General features: G+C 48.6%; 18 protein-coding genes. 8 read left to right on the top strand and 10 right to left on the bottom strand.

The window, feature by feature from the left end:
- The first annotated feature begins 157 nt into the window (after positions 1-157).
- Positions 158-1,105, top strand: a complete 948-nt coding sequence (locus tag AC8GE9_RS10910; protein ID WP_506677202.1) for a LysR family transcriptional regulator — start codon at positions 158-160, stop codon at positions 1,103-1,105.
- Here the strand turns inward: AC8GE9_RS10910 and leuD are convergent.
- The 8 genes from leuD to AC8GE9_RS10870 form a co-directional block, all read right to left on the bottom strand.
- Positions 1,095-1,715, bottom strand: coding sequence for a 3-isopropylmalate dehydratase small subunit (gene leuD / locus AC8GE9_RS10905; RefSeq protein WP_506677201.1), 621 nt, complete (start codon positions 1,713-1,715; stop codon positions 1,095-1,097). The two genes, AC8GE9_RS10910 and leuD, sit on opposite strands and share 11 nt — an antisense overlap.
- Complete coding sequence (locus AC8GE9_RS10900) at positions 1,715-3,130, bottom strand: 3-isopropylmalate dehydratase large subunit (RefSeq protein ID WP_506677200.1); 1,416 nt, start codon at positions 3,128-3,130, stop codon at positions 1,715-1,717. Before AC8GE9_RS10900 ends, leuD begins: the two co-directional genes overlap by 1 nt.
- Positions 3,127-3,996: an isocitrate lyase/PEP mutase family protein gene (locus tag AC8GE9_RS10895; RefSeq protein WP_506677199.1), complete on the bottom strand. Its 870-nt coding sequence runs from the start codon at positions 3,994-3,996 to the stop codon at positions 3,127-3,129. The genes AC8GE9_RS10900 and AC8GE9_RS10895 overlap by 4 nt, the downstream gene beginning before the upstream one ends.
- Positions 3,996-4,967 carry a Bug family tripartite tricarboxylate transporter substrate binding protein gene (locus AC8GE9_RS10890; RefSeq protein ID WP_506677198.1) on the bottom strand — a complete coding sequence of 324 codons (972 nt, stop codon included), beginning with the start codon at positions 4,965-4,967 and terminating at the stop codon, positions 3,996-3,998. Before AC8GE9_RS10890 ends, AC8GE9_RS10895 begins: the two co-directional genes overlap by 1 nt.
- Positions 4,968-5,048: 81 nt before the next feature.
- Positions 5,049-5,939 carry a transporter gene (locus tag AC8GE9_RS10885; protein ID WP_506677197.1) on the bottom strand — a complete coding sequence of 297 codons (891 nt, stop codon included), beginning with the start codon at positions 5,937-5,939 and terminating at the stop codon, positions 5,049-5,051.
- Positions 5,940-6,021: 82 nt separating this feature from the next.
- Positions 6,022-6,990, bottom strand: a complete 969-nt coding sequence (locus AC8GE9_RS10880; RefSeq protein WP_506677196.1) for a Bug family tripartite tricarboxylate transporter substrate binding protein — start codon at positions 6,988-6,990, stop codon at positions 6,022-6,024.
- Positions 6,991-7,227: 237 nt separating this feature from the next.
- Positions 7,228-8,610 carry a sensor histidine kinase gene (locus tag AC8GE9_RS10875; RefSeq protein ID WP_506677195.1) on the bottom strand — a complete coding sequence of 461 codons (1,383 nt, stop codon included), beginning with the start codon at positions 8,608-8,610 and terminating at the stop codon, positions 7,228-7,230.
- Positions 8,611-8,612: 2 nt separating this feature from the next.
- Positions 8,613-9,368: an alpha/beta fold hydrolase gene (locus AC8GE9_RS10870; RefSeq protein ID WP_506677194.1), complete on the bottom strand. Its 756-nt coding sequence runs from the start codon at positions 9,366-9,368 to the stop codon at positions 8,613-8,615.
- A 136-nt stretch (positions 9,369-9,504) separates the two neighbouring features.
- Here AC8GE9_RS10870 and AC8GE9_RS10865 point away from each other — a divergent pair, with 136 nt between their 5' ends.
- Together AC8GE9_RS10865 and AC8GE9_RS10860 are read left to right on the top strand one after the other, a co-directional pair.
- Complete coding sequence (locus AC8GE9_RS10865) at positions 9,505-9,789, top strand: GNAT family N-acetyltransferase (protein ID WP_506677193.1); 285 nt, start codon at positions 9,505-9,507, stop codon at positions 9,787-9,789.
- Between the two features lie 82 nt (positions 9,790-9,871).
- Positions 9,872-11,134 (top strand): aspartate carbamoyltransferase, encoded by a 1,263-nt coding sequence (locus AC8GE9_RS10860; RefSeq protein ID WP_506677192.1) that lies wholly within the window; start codon positions 9,872-9,874, stop codon positions 11,132-11,134.
- Positions 11,135-11,149: 15 nt separating this feature from the next.
- On the opposite strand, the gene AC8GE9_RS10855 is transcribed toward AC8GE9_RS10860, so the two are convergent.
- On the bottom strand, positions 11,150-11,995 hold the full coding sequence (locus tag AC8GE9_RS10855) for a PhzF family phenazine biosynthesis protein (protein WP_506677191.1): 846 nt from the start codon (positions 11,993-11,995) through the stop codon (positions 11,150-11,152).
- A 165-nt stretch (positions 11,996-12,160) separates the two neighbouring features.
- Between AC8GE9_RS10855 and AC8GE9_RS10850 the strand changes: the two genes are divergently transcribed.
- Positions 12,161-13,132: a tripartite tricarboxylate transporter substrate binding protein gene (locus AC8GE9_RS10850; protein ID WP_506677190.1), complete on the top strand. Its 972-nt coding sequence runs from the start codon at positions 12,161-12,163 to the stop codon at positions 13,130-13,132.
- 152 nt (positions 13,133-13,284) lie between these two features.
- Positions 13,285-14,304: a Bug family tripartite tricarboxylate transporter substrate binding protein gene (locus AC8GE9_RS10845; protein ID WP_506677189.1), complete on the top strand. Its 1,020-nt coding sequence runs from the start codon at positions 13,285-13,287 to the stop codon at positions 14,302-14,304.
- Positions 14,305-14,336: 32 nt separating this feature from the next.
- On the opposite strand, the gene gcvA is transcribed toward AC8GE9_RS10845, so the two are convergent.
- Positions 14,337-15,230, bottom strand: coding sequence for a transcriptional regulator GcvA (gene gcvA, locus AC8GE9_RS10840; RefSeq protein ID WP_506677188.1), 894 nt, complete (start codon positions 15,228-15,230; stop codon positions 14,337-14,339).
- 160 nt (positions 15,231-15,390) lie between these two features.
- On the opposite strand from gcvA, the gene AC8GE9_RS10835 reads away from it, so the two are divergent.
- From AC8GE9_RS10835 to AC8GE9_RS10825, 3 genes are read left to right on the top strand one after another with little or no spacing between them, the layout of a single operon-like run.
- A complete protein-coding gene (locus AC8GE9_RS10835; RefSeq protein WP_506677187.1) occupies positions 15,391-16,209 on the top strand; it encodes an alpha/beta fold hydrolase in 819 nt (272 codons plus the stop codon).
- A gap of 13 nt (positions 16,210-16,222) precedes the next feature.
- Positions 16,223-17,110, top strand: coding sequence for an FAD binding domain-containing protein (locus AC8GE9_RS10830; RefSeq protein WP_506677186.1), 888 nt, complete (start codon positions 16,223-16,225; stop codon positions 17,108-17,110).
- Positions 17,097-19,406, top strand: coding sequence for a xanthine dehydrogenase family protein molybdopterin-binding subunit (locus AC8GE9_RS10825; protein ID WP_506677185.1), 2,310 nt, complete (start codon positions 17,097-17,099; stop codon positions 19,404-19,406). Before AC8GE9_RS10830 ends, AC8GE9_RS10825 begins: the two co-directional genes overlap by 14 nt.
- Positions 19,407-19,409: the final 3 nt, after the last annotated feature.

The following is a 19,409-nucleotide window of genomic DNA, read 5'->3' as shown; positions in this document are numbered from 1 at the left end:
CCGGTAAGAAGAATCGGCTTTGACGCGCGCATTTCCATGAAGGGAGTGCCTGTTGACGGTAATCAACAGCTGCGCGTGAACAACCTGTAGGGCTATTACAGTCTATTTATTACTATCTGCATAATATTGATTTAATCTAGATGTATCTTGAAAACAGATGGATTTGTTCATGGAGCTCAGGCAGCTGCGTTATTTTGTCGCCATCGCAGAGCATGGAAGCTTTTCAAAAGCCGCCAGCAAGGTGCACATCGCCCAATCGGCGCTCAGTCATCAGCTTGCCTTATTAGAGGAGGAATTGGGAGCTATGCTCTTTTTGCGCTCACGACGGGGGGTCACGCTGACCGAGGCAGGTGAGCTTTTCCGTACGCATGCACTTTCTATTCTGCGGCAAGTCGCCGACGCCCAAACGAGTGTGTCAAGCTTACTCAAGGCGCCATCGGGACGCGTGATTTTTGGTCTGCCACACAGCATTTCGCATGCCTTGGCGTTGCCGCTGATCGCTGCCGTGAGGCAGGAGTTGCCTCTGGTTAATTTAGAATTAACGGAAGAGTTGACAGGCAATCTTGCGCAACAGCTCCAGGCGGGATCGTTACATTTATCAATTCTGTTTGATGATGGTCAGCTCGGTGATTTTTTGTATGAGTCGCTTGTATCGGAGCGTATGTCATTGATCTTTCAACCCGAGAGTCCAAAGGCGCATAACAAAACTTCCGTGACTTTCCGTGAGGCGCTGAGTCGACCGTTGATTTTGCCGGCTCAGCCTCATGGCGTGCGTCCTCTTATCGAGGCGGCAGCCTTAAAAGCAGGTCTTCCTCCCCCTAATGTCGCAGCGGACATAAGCTCGATCAGCATTTTGCGTAACTCGCTGCTGGCCGGGATGGGTCAAACGATCTTGCCCGTGATGCCGCTAAAGGCCGAGCTTGAAAATGGGTTATTAAGAAGCTTGCCGATTCGGGCGCCAACGATCACGCGGACAGTCGCTCTGTGTCGTGCTCAGCATATTCCCTTGTCGACGGCCGCACAGGCCGTGAGTGAGGTGACCAAGCGTGTCATGCGGGAGCTTTGTCTCAGCAAGGTATGGATGGATGCGACGTTTATTGGGTGAAATACGCCCAGGGTCTTTTAGTGCGATCTGTTTGTCTAAAGCCATCGATGTGAGAAGACTGCGAAAGTGTCAGCGCAATTTCATCCATACCGTGTAACAGCATCTCTCTAAGAGCGGGTGGTGCGCGAAAGGAAAAGTGTTTGCCACTGGGTGAAGTGACCGTTAGTGACTCTAAATCGACCGTGATGAGGCCTTGACCCTTTGTATGGGCCACTTCGTCAACCAACACGCGAATATCCTCAATCGGAAGCTCGACTGGGACCACGCCATTACGATAGCAATTATTAAAAAAAATGCCACCAAAGGAGGGTGCGATCACCGCCCTGAAGCCAAATTCGCGCAAGGCCTTGGGGGCGCGTTCTCTCGAAGAGCCACAGCCAAAATTTCGATCAGCTAAAAGCACCTGTGACCGATCGTAGGGAGCTTGATTCAAAATGAAGTCGGGATTCGGGCTCCCGTCAGAAAGAAAACGCCAACCATGAAACAAGTGGGCACCATAGCCTTTTGCGTCGGTTCCACCTAAAAAAAGCGCAGGTATGATCTGATCGGTATCAATATTGATGCGCATAAAGGGTGCTGCGATACCTGATACTTTCTTGAGTGCTTCCATTAGATGAGTTCCCGAGCGTCGGCAATGCAGCCTTTGATGGCGGAGGCTGCGACAGTAGCGGGGCTTGCCAGGTGCGTCCTTGTTTGCGGACCTTGCCGAGATTCAAAGTTTCGATTGGTTGTGCTGATGACACGCAGATTGGCAAAGCGGTTGTCTCCGATATGACCACAGAAACCGCAGGCTGATTCGTGCCACTCAAAACCGGCTTGAATAAAAATTTGATCAAGACCTTCCGCTTCGGCCGCCCGTTTGACAGCAGTCGAACCTGGCACGCAAATGGCCTGAATGCCTGGTTTAATTTTCCTGCCTTTTAGTACTGCGGCGGCGGAACGTAAATCGGACAGTCGCGCGTTGGTGCAGGAGCCGATATAGGCGACATCAATAGGCACGCCCAAGAGAGGGGTTTGAGCTTCGAGTCGCATGTAGTTCAAGGCACGCTCACCCAAAGCTTGTGCTTCGTGATCTGATGCGGTCGTCGGTGCGGGAATGTTTATTCCTATAGCCCCCACTTGTTGTGGACTGATGCCCCAAGTCACTTGAGGCTCAAGCGTATTGCAATCGATCGTCACCTCTTTGTCGAACTGAGCACCAGGGTCGCTGGCTAGCGTTGACCAGTAGGCAACTGCCTGATCCCATGCCGCACCTTTAGGAGAAAATTCCGCATCCTTGAGATATTGAAAGGTCTTTTCATCGGGTGGCACGAAACCATATTTGCAAGAAAACTCGATCGACATGTTGCACAGAGTCAGACGGCCTTCGACGGAAAGATCTTGAACCGCTTGTCCGGCGTATTCCGTTGCAAAGCCAATGCCACCTTGGGCACCAATTGTTCCAATTAAAGACAGAATCATGTCTTTGGCGAACACACCAGGTTTAAGCTGACCGTTGAACGTCACGCGCATGGTCTTGGGTTTGGCTTGCGCCAAGGTTTGCGTCGCGAGTACATGCTCAGCTTCAGACGCACCAATGCCCCAGGCCAGTGCGCCCACACCACCGATGGTGCTGGTGTGGCTATCACAACAGACTAGCGTAGCACCTGGAAACGCGATGCCGAGCTCAGGCGCTACAACGTGTGCGATGCCCTGTCGAGGGTCATCGTAATCAATAAAGTGCACACCCCATTTTTTTGATGCTTCACGCGTGGTTTGAATCATGGAAGGCCCGCTTGTCGAGACGGAGTCGCAGGGGCCTCGTCCGGGTTGCGTTGAAATCAAGTGCTCGATCACGGTGAATACTTGCTGTCGGCTAACAGGCTGCCGGCCGGCTTCTTCGAGGGCCCGAAGCGCTTGGCTTCCCGAGAGTTCATGAAGTACCAGCCGATCTACTTGCAGAAGGTCGGACTCTTGGTCAAGACTTTTGATGACGTGATCTTGCCAAACTTTCTCGAAAAAAGTGCGTGGCTTTTGAGCGGTCATGTATAACGTTTCTCGAGTTCTTTGAAATGATTGGCGTCGAGCGCTTCTTGTCTTTCAGCAAACATCATGAGCTTAGCCTCGAAACCTTTGATTGAGCCGTGTTCGGCGAGATGTTGCATCGCCTGTTGCATCGCAAGCATGGAAGCTTGCAGGGCTGCGTTGGCGTAGCAAACAACCGCATAACCTGCTTGAGCGAGTTCTTCGCGCGGCAGCAAAGGTGTTTTACCACCAATAACCATATTGCATAGATGAATGCCGGGCACCGCAGCGGGAATCGCGAGCAATTCCTCCTTGGTGAGGGGCGCTTCAATAAACAGAAAATCAGCACCTGCTTCCTGATAGGCGCGCGCGCGATCAAGTGCCGCTTCAAAGCCTTCGACGGCTCTTGCGTCTGTTCGGGCGAGAATCATGAGATCTGGATCTTTTCGCGCATCGACAGCCGCCTTGAGTTTCGACACCATCTCTTGCGTCGAGATGATGTCTTTTCCTTCAAAATGACCACAACGTTTTGGATAGGTTTGGTCTTCGAGCATGATGGCATTGGCTCCCGCTCGCTCAAGTAGTTGAACCGTGCGGCGTGCATTGATTGCGTTGCCAAAACCAGTGTCCCCGTCCGCGAGAATGGGAATATTCACGACATCGCGAATCGCTGCTACGTGATCCGCTAGCTCCGTGACGGATACAAGTCCTAAATCCGGAACGCCGAGATAGTTGTTGGCCACAGCAGCACCGCTCACCAGCATCATTTTGTGTCCTGCGGCTTCGATAAATCTGGCTGCTAACGCGTTGCCGGCTCCGGGCATCATGTGCCCAGCTCCGGCGACAAGCGCTTGGCGCAGTACTTTATTCAGACTTTGAGTGCTCATTAAAACTTCACCTGAGCGACTTCGATCACGCGTTTCCAGCGCTCGATATCCGAAAGGATGGTTCGCATCAAATCGTCTGGTGTCCCGCCAACAGCGGTCGTTCCTTCAGCGTCAAAGCGTTCAGTCACGGACTTATGCTTAAGCACATTGTTGAGTTCTCTGTTGAGGAAAGTCACGGCTTCGGCGGGCATACCCTTCGGGCCGGCGACAGCCTTCCAATCAACGACGTTGTAGCCTTTGACGCCTTGTTCTTCAAAGGTTTTGACATCTGCAAGACTATCGAGACGTCTGGTACCAGCGATACCGATCGCTTTAAGACGACCACCTTTAATCTGCGGTGCCGCAAACGTCGAACTCGTCAACATCATATCGACGTTTCCACCTAATAAGTCGTTATATGCTTGAGACGAGCCTTTGTATGGGATGTGAACTAAGCTCACGCCCATGAGGTGAGCGAGTTCTTCCGTACCTAAATGGGCCAGTGATCCAATCCCTGCAGAGCCGTGAGTGAGTTTGCCTGGATTTTTAAGCGCCGCAGCTTTCAGGTCCTCGACATTATTCAACGGCGAGTTTGCTCGCACCACTAAGATCGCAGGGTCTCGCGAAACCATAATGATCGGTTGCATGTCATTGACCGGATCAAAATTTAGATTTTTTCCGATCGCAGCCTGGATAGCATAGGTGCTGGACATATTGAGGACGGTATAGCCATCCGGAGGAGACTTTAGAACAAAGGATGAACCAATGATGCCGCCAGCACCTGCTTTGTTTTCGACGGCAACTACATCATTGATTTGTTCGCTTAACCTCTGGGCCAGCATGCGGGCAATCGCATCGCCACCACCACCGGCTGCAAAGGGCACGACGAAACGAATTTGTTTATTTGGGTATGCTTTTTGGGCAAATAACGATTGGGAACTAAAGGCAAAGCCTGCAGCGATGGCCGAACCCATAAAGTGACGGCGTTTCATATTGTCTCCGGTTTGTATCTTCTTGTGCTGTGAATATACACCGGACGTTTTTTCCGGACAATGTCACCGGTACGCACTCATTTAAAATGCGAGGGCATAACGCAAAATCATGCGTCGTGTTTCGTTAAAGCCGAATTGAGTATCTAGATTGGTGCCGTACTGCAGCATAAAACGCCCTTTGCTTGTGGTTGCAACCGCGCTGAGCAAATAGCGATGAGTTTGTAGAGCGTTGTTGTTGGCCAACCCATTGATGCTCGTTTCGGCACCCCACACGTAGAGATATGTCGCTGCGACGGAGAAGATTTGGTTGATGTTATAAATAGGACCAATCTGAGCCGTATAGAGAGGCTTTTGCGTGAGTTGCGCATTGCTTACGCCTAGATGGTTGTTCGGTCCATACCACATCGTATCGAAGCCGATCATACCGTCTAACTGTTTAGTCAGCGCTGTTTGATAGGCGAGTTGAATATCGCCCGCAACCCGTTTGCCACCAAGATTGAAGAGTTGCTGATTGGAGTAACTCCCAGTAGGTAGAGTCAAATAGCCCGCGATAGCGAAATAGGTGCGTGTCTGCCGATTTTCATAAGGCCAAAGCGCGGTCACGAGCGTCAGGTCACCTATTCCATAATCGGTTGGGTAACTAGAAGCCGCACCACCGGGACTTAACATGCCAACGGGAAGCTGAACGAAGGAAAGGCCGGTTAAACCAGCCACTCGATATGACCGACCAAGTCTGAATTGGATTTGATTGACTGAATGAGTCAGTGTCGCTGCAGACTTGATGCCGTTCGTGTAGGTACCTGTTGCTTCTGTACTAAGCAGGGTCGCGGAGAAAAGATTTTTGTCGGGTTGAGGTGCCACGGCATCGAACGGGTTCAGATCGAGCGCATGACTGACAAAGGAAGCAGATAGCAGCCCCGAAAGAAGTAGGCAGTAGATGATCCGAGGGATCGTGTTTGGTTGTGTATGCAACAAAATTCCACGTGTCTTTAATGACCACCGACCTTATGCGTTGTGCGCTTTTGCTGGTGAGTGGGTATACATTTTAGCGTACTTAGTCCGCTTTAAGATTTGCTTTCTTGATCACATCGCCCCACTTGATGACCTCTGAGTCAACAAAGGCGCTCCATTCTTTTGCGCCACGAGGATCGGGAATGGCGCCGCGATCGATAATTCTTTGTTGAAACTCAGGATCACGGAGTAACTTTTGAACATCGGTGCTGATCTTGGCGACGACCGCAGGAGGTGTTCCGGCTGGCACGACCAGCCCGCCCCAGCCGCTTCCGTCAAAGCCAGGGAATCCGGCTTCTGCGACGGTCGGGACATCGGGTAGTTGGGGTACGCGTTGGGCGCTCGTCATTGCAAGCGCTTTAATTTTGCCTGCTTTGACTTGAGGTAGCGCCGAGGCAAGACTGTCGACCAGCAAGGGAATCTGACCGCCCAATAAGTCCGTCATCGCTGGACCGCTACCTTTGTAATTTACGCCAGTCATTTCTACTTTAGCACTGGATTTAAAAAGTTCGCCCGTCAAGTGTTGGGAGGTGCCCGTCCCAGCATAGCCAATATTGAATTTATTAGGTTCTTTTTTAGCTGCAGCGATCAGCTCTGAGACATTGTTGTACGGAAACGATGGATGTGCCACGATCATGAGTGGCACGATGAACACACCGTTGACCATTTCAAAGTCTTTGGGTCCATATTGGAGTTTTGAGTACAAGCTTGGATTGACGCCCAAGGTGCCGCTCGTACCAAAGGTAATGGTGTAACCATCCGACGGCGCTTTTTTACCATCTAGCATGCCAACAATTGTGTTGCCCTTGTTTTCAACGATAACGGGTTGACCCCACTCCTTGGTGAGTCCATCAGCGAGCAAACGACCCACAATGTCCGTGGCTTGGCCAGGAGGGAAAGGAACAATGAGCTTGACGGGTTTGTTGGGGTAAGCGCCTTGCGCAACACTTTGAAAGCTCGTCGAGGCCGCGATCATGGCGATCGCGATAGTCAGCAGTTTTTTGATAAACATACATACTCGCAAAAAATAGTGGAAACTGGGAGAGTCTTTTTTAATCGACCGCAGATCTTAGAGTAAGTTGTTGTAGACGAAATTGAATTAGGGAAGTCCCTTGGATAGACCGATTTTGTTGGGCAAGATCATAGGCTTTTCATTCAAACAGCTAGGAAACGGTTTTCGGCACTACGTCTGAAACGCCGATCGTCAGCCGAAGTGTCCCCCCAATCGAGTCGGCGATCTTTGAGTAGATCAAAGCGAAGGCTCTTTCCCGGGGAGTTGTATCAAGAATCTTGTGCCGCCTATAGGGACATCTTGATGCGATATCGTGCCTCCATTTCTAGTCACGATTTGCTTGCAGAGCCAAAGACCGAGTCCCATGCCGCTGCGTTTTCCGCTCGCGGTGAGTTCAAAGATTTGCGATTGGCGCTCTTGAGAAATACCCGGCCCATTATCGGCAATGACAAGCATGACCTTTGCTGGCTGGCATGAGGTTTCGATCGTGATTTCTTTATGAGTTTGTTCTGATGTCGACAACGCTTGAATCGAATTATTTAATACATTTAGAATGACCTGCTGAATTTCAGGTGCATTCACATGTGCGATCGATTCCGAGGCTAAGTCAAGTTTGACGTTGATGCGGCGTCTGGATAGTTCGGGCGTAGTGATTTGAAGAACGGACTGAACGACATCTTTAAGATCTATAAGATTTGCAGTTGGATTTTCTTCGTTAAAGATTGAGCGAAGAGACTGAATAATGCTGCCAGCGCGCAGATTATCAGAAACGATTTTTTCAGCGAGATCTTTAAGAAGGACTTCATCCAAACGACCGTTGGAGAGCTGTAACTTCATAAACTCGCTATTGATTTGAACTGCACCCAGGGGTTGATTGAGTTCGTGCGCGATGGAGGCAGAAAGTGCACCCGTTGCGGCTGTTTTATTAGCCCAAACGAGACTATCGATCAGGAGTTTCTCCTTTTCATTTTCAGCGATCTTAAGAAGAAAAATCGGGAAAATCATATAGCGAAAAATTGCTAAGAGAAAAATCGAGATAAAGATGATGGTGTTAAAGAGATTTGCATCAAACGCGACGGTCGCGATATCAAGCAAGACGAGAACAATGCGCCCACCCCACAACGCGGCAGTAAAGAAAAAGAGGATGCCGTACACCTTGATCAGATCTATTCTATTTTTTTGATAAACCTTGAGTGATAGTAGTCCTCCCTCGGCCGTGATATACACAACGGCGAGGCACACAAAGATGGTTTGGTATCCCGGATTGAGTAAAAGACCGATTGAATAAAGCGCTGCACTGTAAACCGCGAAGACGGTCAGGTTACGAAGAAAAGACGGCTTAAGATCGGGCTCATCGCCGATAAGGTTGATCAGTGAGTAATTAAAGTATCGATAGGCGAGAAAGGCGAGGGCATTGGCGCCGACATAGGAAATGAGAGTGTGAATTTCGACGCGAAAGATGGTCAGTATCGCTGCCGAACCAAGAAGGAACGCACCAATTGCGCAATTTTCGATCGCGCGATTTTTCTGTTTAGAAAAGTAGAATAACAACGTAGCGGAATACGCGATTGACAGTATTCCGTAGAACATGAAAATCGCGGGGATGAGACTGAGTTTCATTGTTAATTACTTTTCGGTCGCATTCGTTCCAAGAAACTTCGGGCTTGCGCAATGGCCTCAGGTATACGCTCTTTCGGCTCTTTCCAGGGATAGATGCTGACCTCTGCATTGGGTGCAAGGTCGACGACTTCTTTGGCGACGGCATAGGGGTGAGGCGCCGTGTCGTCAGGCATGACAAAAATGGGTGTCTGACATTGTCGAACAAAATCTCTAGAAACTGTAAAGACAAAGTCAGGATTTGCGCGATACATTTTTTCTAAAAATGCATGGACAATATCCATATTTAAATCTGGACGGTGTGCACAAAGCGCCGGTCCCCAGTCATTAATATTATTTGCATAAAACTGATCAGGTAATTCAGGTCTAAAGCCGCTGGGTTGCACCATGACGGCTGCTATGACGCGCTTAGGTGCTCTTTTAAGCATATTCCAGATAAAAGGACCACCAATACAAAAGCCCATGACTAGAAACTTGTCGATACCCAAATGATCCATCAAGCCTAGTTGATCGTCTGTGTATGCGTCCCAGGGGCGATTGACTTCAAGCGGTCCAGAGGATTCGCCACCATTCGCATTGCGCGCGTCCATGGTGATGCAGCGATATTCATTTTTAAACTCTTCTACGGCATCAAAAGGTGAGCGCGATTTGAAAAAAGACATCGTTGCGTTGAGACCGCCACCCGGCAAAATCAGTAGGGGCAAGCCAGTGCCGGTATCTTGATAGTGAATACGGACAGATCCCTTTTCGTACATTGGCATGACGTCTCTCTTTCAATTATTTTTATTGGTGATGAAAATCTTAGAAAATAAGTTTACAGCTTTGTAAATATGGGCGTGAATCGATTTGATGTTTAAATCTCAGTTAATCAATTCACTCTTTGTTTAGAGACATGAGATGCTTAACGGTGCAGACGAGTATGAGATCGACATCTCCGAGGGCGTTGTGCTGATTAAAAATCAAAACACAACGATCGGGTACAGCCGTTTTAATGAGACTGGAGAGGTGGAGTACATCTACGTGAATCCTCTCTACAGAAGAAGGGGTTTTGGTACGCTGTTAATTAATGAGATCAGAAGGTTGAAGGGGCCCATCGACAAAGTGCATGAGCCGATTTCACCCTTGGGCACGCAGTTTTTTAAAGGTATTGGTTTGGGTGAGGCGCTCAGCGACAAAAATTAGGACGCATACAAAAAAACATCGAAATCATACGCAAAGTGCATATAATTAGTCATTCTGGCAAACTTTTGTGTATAGGTGAGACATGGCAATCGCGACACAGGCACTTCTCCGCGACGCAATGCGTCGTTTAAATATGACCCGTGATGCGTTTGCAGAGCGAATTGGCTGTCGACGCCGGACGCTTGATAGTTGGTTGTTGCCCGATGAGTCCAGCGAATATCGAGCGATGCCTGAGGTGGCGCGCCGCTATGTGACTGAAATTTTGGCTAACTTACCTGACAACACACCGAGTGGCTCGACCGCCTCTGGGTTATCTGCCAATCATTTACTCTCTGTCGATCAATTGAGCCGAGAGTCGGTTGAGGAGTTGTTTTGGCTCGCCGATGTGATGCAACCAGTTGCACGCCGTCACAAAGTGACGCGAGTACTCGAGGGTGCTGTCCTCGCGAATTTATTTTTCGAAGCCAGTACTCGCACGCGCATCAGCTTTGGGGCTGCATTTTGTCGGCTCGGAGGTTCTGTTTGCGACACGACCGGTTTTACCTTTTCTTCGATGGCCAAGGGTGAGTCGATTTATGACACCAGTCGTGTGGTGAGTGGCTACGTCGACGCCATGGTCATTCGTCACCCTGAAAAAGGTGCTGTCGCCGAATTCGCGCGTGCTACCAATATTCCGGTGGTCAATGGAGGTGATGGTCCGGGGGAACATCCAAGTCAGGCGTTGCTGGATCTTTATACGATCCAGCGAGAGTTTTCACGTCTTGGAAAGCTCATCGATGGCGCGCATATCGCAATGGTGGGTGATCTGAAATATGGTCGCACTGTGCACTCGCTGATTAAGTTGTTGTCACTGTATCGCGGCTTAACATTTACCTTAATCTCACCGCAGTCTTTAGAGATGCCAGCTGAGATTGTTGATGTAGTGAGTCGACGTGGACATGTGATTGAGTTCAGTGACTCGCCGGCAAGTGGCTTGGCTAAAGCTGATATTTTGTATGCGACGCGTATTCAAAAAGAACGTTTTGGCGAAGAGGCCATTGACGGTTATGGCGCGGAGTTTGAAATTAATCAAAAACTGGTGAATCAAGCGTGCAAGAGTGATGTGGTGATCATGCACCCGTTGCCGCGCGATGGTCGACCCGGTTCTTATGATTTGAGTGTCGATTTAAACGCAGATCCGCGGTTGGCGATTTTCCGTCAAACGGACAATGGCATTCCAATTCGCATGGCGATTTTTGCAAAGTTGCTAGGCGTGGATCGATTGGTACAGCGATCTATGCGGGATGTCACTTGGACGACACCCGCACATATCGGACCTGACGATGCGTTGCCAGATTTTGAGTAGCGTGCACAGCTGTTTTTAGATCTGCACGTTTCCTTCGATCAAAATATGTACTTCACCGCCGATCCACACTGTCTTGTGGTCTCCAGGTGTCACCGTGACACGGCCGGTACGTCCGATCTGGGTGCCTTGTGCAACAAGATAAGGCTTTTGCAGACGACCGGATGAGAGTAGCCATTTTGCGATCGCTGCATTCAGTGATCCTGTAATGGGATCTTCACTCATGCCACTTGAGGGCGCCAACATGCGAACCTCGTAGTCACACTCGTTGCCAGGTGGGTGCGGAGCGATGAGTCCGATCGACTTATAGGTCGGCCAGCGCACACGCGAGGAGTCAAGCGCTAGAACTTGGGCGGCATGCTTGAGTTCAAACAGTTGCCATATCGGACCGTTACATAGTTCTGCAGTGTGGACAACAGCATCTGCAGGGATGTCCAGCACTCGCATGATTTCTGCGCGATGCGCAGGATCCATTTCTTTGATGGTGGTCGCGGGTGCACCAAAAGACAAGGTTGGGCGATTTGATACATCTACCTCAACAATCCCGACACCACATTCTTGGCGAACTATCCCTGCAGTTTTGGGAATGCCTCCGCAATGGAGCCAGGACGCACAGGTGCCGAGTGTGGGATGACCTGCGAAAGGCATTTCACGACTTGGGGTAAATATTCGCACGCGATAGTCGGCGGTTGGATCAGTAGGCGTCAATAAAAATGTCGTCTCAGCGAGGTTTGTCCATGCGGCGAAGCGTTGCATTTGTTCATCTGTTAGACCGTCTGCATCGATGACGACTGCTAAGCCATTACCTTGATAAGGCGTGGGACTAAAGACGTCACATTGAATGAAGCGGCGCAGTTTTGGCATCGTATGAATCCATATGACTTTGTATAGGGAGAGGGCACATCCCTAAAGATAATTGGGCGACTATTATGAATAAGCGTTATTGACTCAATGCGATCTTTGCACTGGCCGTTCTTAATGATACATTCAAAGACATAAAGACGGCGTCGCAACATACGGAGACAAACGATGAATAAAAAAATTTCAACCTTAATCGCGAGCGGTTTAACTGGCCTTGCCTTGATGTTTAGTCCTGGCGTATACGCTAGCTATCCAGACAAGCCAATCCGCATGATTGTGACTTTCGTCCCTGGTGGCGGTGCTGATGTATTGGCACGGTATATGGCCAAAGAGATGGCGGATGTTTTAGGGCAACCCGTTGTGGTGGAAAATCGAACAGGTGCAGGAGGCTTGATTGGTGTCGAAGCAGGTCTCGCTGCCGCACCAGATGGCTATACGTTGACCTTGATTTCCTCAAGTTATACCGTCAATCCTAGTCTCTATAAACTCAAATTCGATCCTGTTAAAGATATCTCGCCCATTATTAAAATGAGCGCAGGCCCGATGCTCGCTGTGACATCCAATAAGAGCGGGATTAAAACAGTTGCGGAGTTAGTGGCTACTGGAAAAAAATCTCCTGGCGCTATTAATTTTGCCTCCTCAGGACAAGAGAGTGTGATCCATCTCGCGAATGAGCTCTTTAATCAGCGCGCGGATATCAAGATGACTCATATTCCTTATAAAGGAGGCGGCAACGCATTGATTGATTTGCTTGCCAATCAGGTTGATCTTTATTTTGCTGCGACGGCGAGTGCCTTGCCGCACGTGCGTTCTGGAAAAATTAATGCTGTAGCGGTCACAACACCGAATCGTATTCCAGCCTTACCGGATGTACCAACAATCGCTGAAAGCGGTTTTCCAAATTATGAAGCGACCCTTTGGTACGGCCTCATTGGTCCTAAAGGAATGCCTGTCGCAGTCGTAGACAAGTTAAACACTGTCATCAATCAAATTCTATTAAAACCCTCTGCGAGAGAAAAGATTCAGGCTGATGGCGCCGAGCCTGCAGGTGGAACAGCGGCTGAGTTTCGAGAGTCGATTGCAAATGAAATCCAAATCTGGGGCAAGGTCGTCAAAGATATTGGCATCACACCTCAGTAAGACTTTGCATGGAGTAGCTAAACTTGAAATAGCCTCAATTGCACCTCAGACCGACATGAGCTTTCTTTAGGCTGTCATGAGTAATCATCGCTTGCGTTTGTTAGATGCAGTAGAGCACTATTAGTGGATACTGAAAATAATAGGGAGCCAACATGAGCATATTATTGAAGACCACTAAGCTTTTGAAACGATCTACGCTCAACAAGATGTTTGCGATAGCGGCAATCAGTGCGATTTCTACCTTTGGGGTTTCAGGCGTAGCTCAGGCACAAGCCTATCCTAATAAACCAATTCGGGTTCTCGTACCCTTCGCACCTGGTGGCGTAGTGGATATCACTGCACGGCTATTAACGCAGAAAATGACAGAACGTCTGGGCTGGAATTTTGTTGTGGAAAATCGCCCAGGTGGTAATGGCTTTATTGCTGTGGGGGCCGCGGCTAAAAGCGCACCCGATGGTTATACGCTGCTGATGGCACATACTGGTGAGTTTGCCGGCAATCCTGCACTCTTTGCAAATATACCTTACGAGCTCGAGCGCGACTTCACGCCCATTACGATGGTCAGTGATACGCCTATGCTGCTCGTTGCAAACAGCAGTACTCCCTACAATTCAATCAAAGAAGTGATAGCTTACGCCAAGCAAAATCCTGGCAAATTATCTTTTTCATCTCCAGGGAATGGCAGTGTGAATCACTTGGCAGGTGAGTGGCTTTGGGTGGACGGAGGCGTCAATGTCGTTCATATTCCCTACAAGGGGGGATCTCCAGCGGTAGCAGCTGTGGCGAGTGGTGAAGTACCTCTGGGTGTTGTAGCGATCCCCGCTGTTATGCCACATGTTAAGTCGGGGCGCGTTAAAGTTTTGGGTTTAACGACGTCCAGCCCCTCTGAATATGATAAGACCTGGCCTACGACAAAGCAGTCTGGATTGCCAGGTGTTAATGCATCGAATTGGGTAGGATTGTTCGCGCCCAAGGGCCTGCCTGCAGATGTCCTGGCAACATTGCAAAAAGCTGTGGTTGAAACCTTGCAATCTCCCGACGTGCAAAAACGCTTTGCTGATAATGGTGCAACCATTGGCGGGATGTCTTCTGCTGATTTCACTCGACGTATTCAGGCAGATGCAAAAAAATATAAAGAAGTCGTAGAAAAAGCTAAGGTCACTGTTCAGTAAGCAGGGTAATTTGGCTTATCAGGCAGATTCAATCAGCATGGTGGGCCAAATTTTGACAATACCCATTCTCTAAAGATTTTAACTTTAGTAATTTCAGTTTTCTCTTTTCTACAAGAGATGTGGTATCCAGTATCGAGAGGTAAACGGATATCAAAAGGTTCGATCAACCTTCCGGCATCGAGTTCTTTTTGTACAAGTTGGGCACGACCCAAGCAAACACCTAGCCCATTAATGGCTGCCTCAAGCGAAAGCAATAACCCATCGAAAAAAATCTCTTTTTTGAAAGGTATTGGATGGATGCTGGCATGTTGAAGCCAACTAGGCCAGTCATCCTCAATCAGTGGGGAAAGAGAACGCAAGATGGTTTGTTCGCTTAGATTCCTGGGATCATTCAGGGATTGACTGTTCCAGTAATGTGGACTGCAAACAGGGAATACAACATCGCTGGCAAACTCAAATACATCAAGTTCCGGAGTGGTGTTGATACCATACCAGATGCCTATATCAAAATCGTAATGAATGGCTTTTTCTGCGGCGTTTACGGGTGTGATCCGGATATCTATTTCTGGATAGGTCGCGCAAAACTCCGGTAAGGCGGGTAGAAGGCACTGAACCGCAAACGCAGTTAGGCAATTGATGTGCAAGGTATTCGTGCCTATATTCGAAACACGGTCAGATGCTCTCGCGATTAAACCTAAGGCAGGTCGAATGGTTTCGAGGTAGTCCGAACCGACAGACGTCATAGAAATGGTGTTTTGGCGGCGTTCGAAAAGCTGGACGCCGAGTAGACGTTCAAGCTCCTTAATCTGATGGCTAATGGCAGTTTGAGTCAGATGCAACTCATGGGCTGCGCGCGTAAAGCTCAGATGCCTTGCTGTTGATTCAAAAGCGCGAAGTGCGTTCAATGTTGGAAAGTGCTTGGGCATTGATGGTTGTGTCTCAAGAAAGGAAGCAGTCAAAATAAACTGGAATGAAATTTACTCATGACAGACTCAAAGATTGTCGTTTGCGAGGCACAGGCGCTTGTAGGAATATAGTCAAACAAAGTTGAATTTAATCCATTTACATAAAAAATGTTGATAAAAAATGGTCAAGCCTACGATCAATACCTTCCAAATCGCTCAAGATAATTTTATAAGTTATCAGAGTTTTATACAGGACCAACAGTCGCATACTTGCATCCTGCTCATACACTCTCTCGCAATGGACCATCGGTTTTGGAATCGAGTAGCACCTTTACTTGCTGAGCAAACAAACGTTGTCGTAGTTGATGTTCGAGGGCATGGATCTTCTTCAGTGACGAAAGGTCCCTACTCAATCAATTTGTTTGCCCAAGACTTGAGAAAATTGATGGATAGTCTTGGATATACAAAAGTGATTGTCGCTGGGGCATCGATGGGTGGCTGTATTGCATTGCAATTCGCCGCGGATAATCCAGACATCACAGCAGGCCTTGGTTTAATCGACACGACGGCATGGTATGGGTCGAATGCACCAAAGGACTGGGCCGAGCGCGCGGAAAAAGCACGTACGCAAGGTTTGCCGAGTCTGGTTGATTTTCAAAAAACAAGATGGTTTAGCGAAATGTTCAGACAGGAGCATGGAGATATCGTAGACGAATGCATACGTATATTTTTGGAAAATGATATCGAAGGTTACGCAGCAACATGTCAGGCGATGGGCGCATTTGACGGTCGTGAGGCTATGGGGGGTATTCGCGTCCCTACTGAGATTATTGTGGGTGAAGAGGATTATGCGGCGCCTGTTGCCATGGCACAAGCTTTGCATGAAGGAATAAAAGAATCATTTTTAACCATTATCCCTGCATCGCGTCACCTGACGCCTTTGGAAAATCCGCAAGTCATTTTTTCAAAAATAGAAAAACTGCTTGAACTCACACGTTAGAGGAAAGGTTGAGATGGCTCCTTTTGAATACGTAGTACCGCAGACGTTCGAGCAGGCGATTGAGTTCCTTGATCCTGATGATCCGAATGTACGTCCTGTAGGCGGTGGAACTGCAATCATGTTAATGATGAAAGCCGGTGTGATGAGACCTACGAGGCTCATCAGTTTGCATAGAATCGGAGGGAAACATCGTGAGATCAGCACAAATCGTCATGGCGAGTTAGTCATAGGCGCGCTGGCTCGATTAACAGATCTCGAGCATTCCGAAATAGTTGCAAAGGGTTGGCCAGTGCTGACGCGTGCCTTTAGGGCGCTCTCTAATCCACGTGTTCGCAATGTGGCGACAATTGGTGGAAATTTAGCGCATGGCGATCCGCATATGGATCTTCCGCCAGTATTAAGTGTGTTGAATGCTCGGCTGATCGCAACGAGCCCCAGAGGGTCACGGGAAATCTCGGTCGACGTTTTGTGTACAGGTTATTACGAAACAGTTCTGCTTGCAGATGAGTTGATCTCTGAGATCATCGTGCCGCCGATGGGACAGCAGCTTGCGGCTTATATGAAAGTGACGACACGCGTGTCACATGACTGGCCCGCACTAGGTATAGGTGTGAGTCTTCAATCTAGTGGCGATACGATTGAAAATATTCGTTTGATCGTTGGTGCCGCAACAGACCGACCCACACGGCTGACAATCGCTGAGCAGTTGCTGACAGGTCAAACAGTCACTGAAAAAATATTGCAAACAGCAGGGATTGAGTCCGCACAAGCTTTAGAAATTGCTGATGACACACATGGATCCGCTGCGTATAAAAAACATTTAATCAGTATTTATGTAGGACGAGTGATCAATGCTGCAATGAAAAAAAATGGAGCAGGAGTCGATCATGCAGAACACTGAATTGATTAAAAAAGATCTCAAATTCATCACAAAAGGCGAACATCGGCTTGAAGGTATATCCAAAGTCACGGGACGTACAGAATATATCCATAATCTGACATTACCTAATATGCTGCAAGTCAAGCTACTTCGTAGCAGCGTCGCGCACGCCAAGATCATATCGATTGATACGTCAGCCGCAAAGCGATTGCCGGGAGTGCATTCTGTCATCACTGCAAAAGAGATTTGTGAGATTATTCCCAGTCCTTTTTATGGGCCTGCTTTTCATGACCAACCCATTCTCGCGATTGGTAAGGTTCACTTCGTCGGAGAGCCTGTTGCTGCAGTACTTGCCGAGGATCTACATATCGCAGAAGAGGCATTACATCTGATTGAAGTGGAGTATGAGGAGTTGCCTGCAGTTTTTGATGAGATTGAAGCCGCACGATCAGAAATCGTCGTTCATGAAGAACTCAAACCTGCAGGAACATTTCCAGATCTTAAGCACATTGCGGGAAAGCGTAATACAAATATTGCACTCGATTTTCAACTGCGCTGCGGAGATGTTGAAGCGGCGTTTGCAAAGGCTGACCATGTATTTGAGCACACGTTCAAAACACAACAACTCATGCACACCCCACTTGAGCCAATGGTTTCTGTGGGTGAGTTGACTGATGCAGGCTTGACCATTCATTCTGCTACACAGAGTCCTTCCTTTGTTCGTATTGAAATCGCACGTTTGCTTGGCTGGGAAGAAAATCGTGTTAGGGTTAAAACTGCATTCCTAGGTGGCGGTTTCGGTGCAAAACTCTATATCAAGCTTGAGGCATTGGCGGCGGCACTGACCTTGATCGTTAAGCGGCCTGTGCGTGTCGCGATCAGTATGGAAGAGCAGTTCTATACGATTACAAAGCATGCGACATCATTCATTATTAAATCGGCCGTATCAAAAGAAGGGCGTATTCTCGGACGGAAATGTGAGGTGTGGTGGAATGGCGGCGCTTTCGCAGACATTGGTCCACGTGTGTCACAAAAATCAGGGTTCACGTCTTCGGGACCCTATGACATCAAAAATGTGTCAATTGATTCTTATCAGGTCTATACAAACTTACCTCCTGCCGGAGCATTTAGAGGGTTCGGTATTCCTCAGTTAGTTTGGGCATATGAAAGTCAAGCCGACATCATCGCGCGTTCATTGAAGATCGATCCGGTGGAGTTTCGAAGAATGAACATACTACGTGAGGGCGACGCGCACCCGACGGGTACGATCATGAAGGATGCGGCGTTGCTCCAGGTGCTTGATGAGACTGCGACGAGGATGAAATGGGACCAGCCTTTTAATAGAGGTTGTGAAAAATTCAAGAGAGGGAGAGGAATTAGCATTGGGTTTAAGGCGCTGGTGGCTCCGACAACTTCAATGGCGATGGTGACCTTGGCAGCAGATGGTAGTTGTTTTGTTTACTCAAGTACTGTTGATATGGGCCAGGGCTCAGACACACTTTTGGCGATGATTGCGGCAGAGGAGTTGGGGCTTGAACCTCAAAAAGTACGAGTCATTCATCCTGATACGGATGTCACACCATACGATATGGCCACGTTAGGATCTCGTTCAACGTTTCATATGGGGCATGCTGTCAAGCTTGCTGCACAAGATGCGTTGGCTAAATTGCGAGGGCTTGCTGATTCTCTGGGTGTTCCATCGACTGAAACACTTAATACTAGACAGCTATTGTTAAAAAAATACGGCATGCAGGCTGGCAACATAGTGGGCGTTGGTTCCTATGTCCCTGATTACATCTCTCCTGATAAAGCGACGGGACAGTCCACCAATATCACCCCTAATTGGATGATTGGTGCGACAGGCGTTGAAGTAGAAGTTGACGTTGAAACTGGAAAGTTCAAAATTCTGCATATGGAAAACGTTGTTGACTGTGGCACGCCTCTCAACCCAACAATTGTGACTTCTCAACTGACCGGTGCTGCCATTATGCAGTTGGGTGCGGTTTTATATGAGGAGATGGTGTTTGATGAGATTGGTCAACTTCGCAACGCATCATTTTCTGAATACAAAATTCCAGGCATACATGATGTACCTGATGTGATGACGTCACATGCGGTTGACTCCATCCAGCATAACGGACCATACGGTGCAAAAGGTGTCGGGGAGAGTAGTGCCTTCGGCGTCGCTTCTGCGATCGCAGAGGCAATCGAAGATGCAGTAGGTGTCAGACTGACAACGCTACCGATGAAGTACGAGCAGATATGCCGTGAAATGCACCGCAATGCTGAGACTAACTTCTTTAAAGTTGAAAAGTAAAGA

It is taken from the genome of Zwartia lucis (genome assembly GCF_965234455.1).
GTDB lineage: Bacteria > Pseudomonadota > Gammaproteobacteria > Burkholderiales > Burkholderiaceae_B > Zwartia > Zwartia lucis.
Note: the sequence above shows the minus strand (reverse complement) of the source record. Positions and strands in the feature narration are given on the sequence as shown.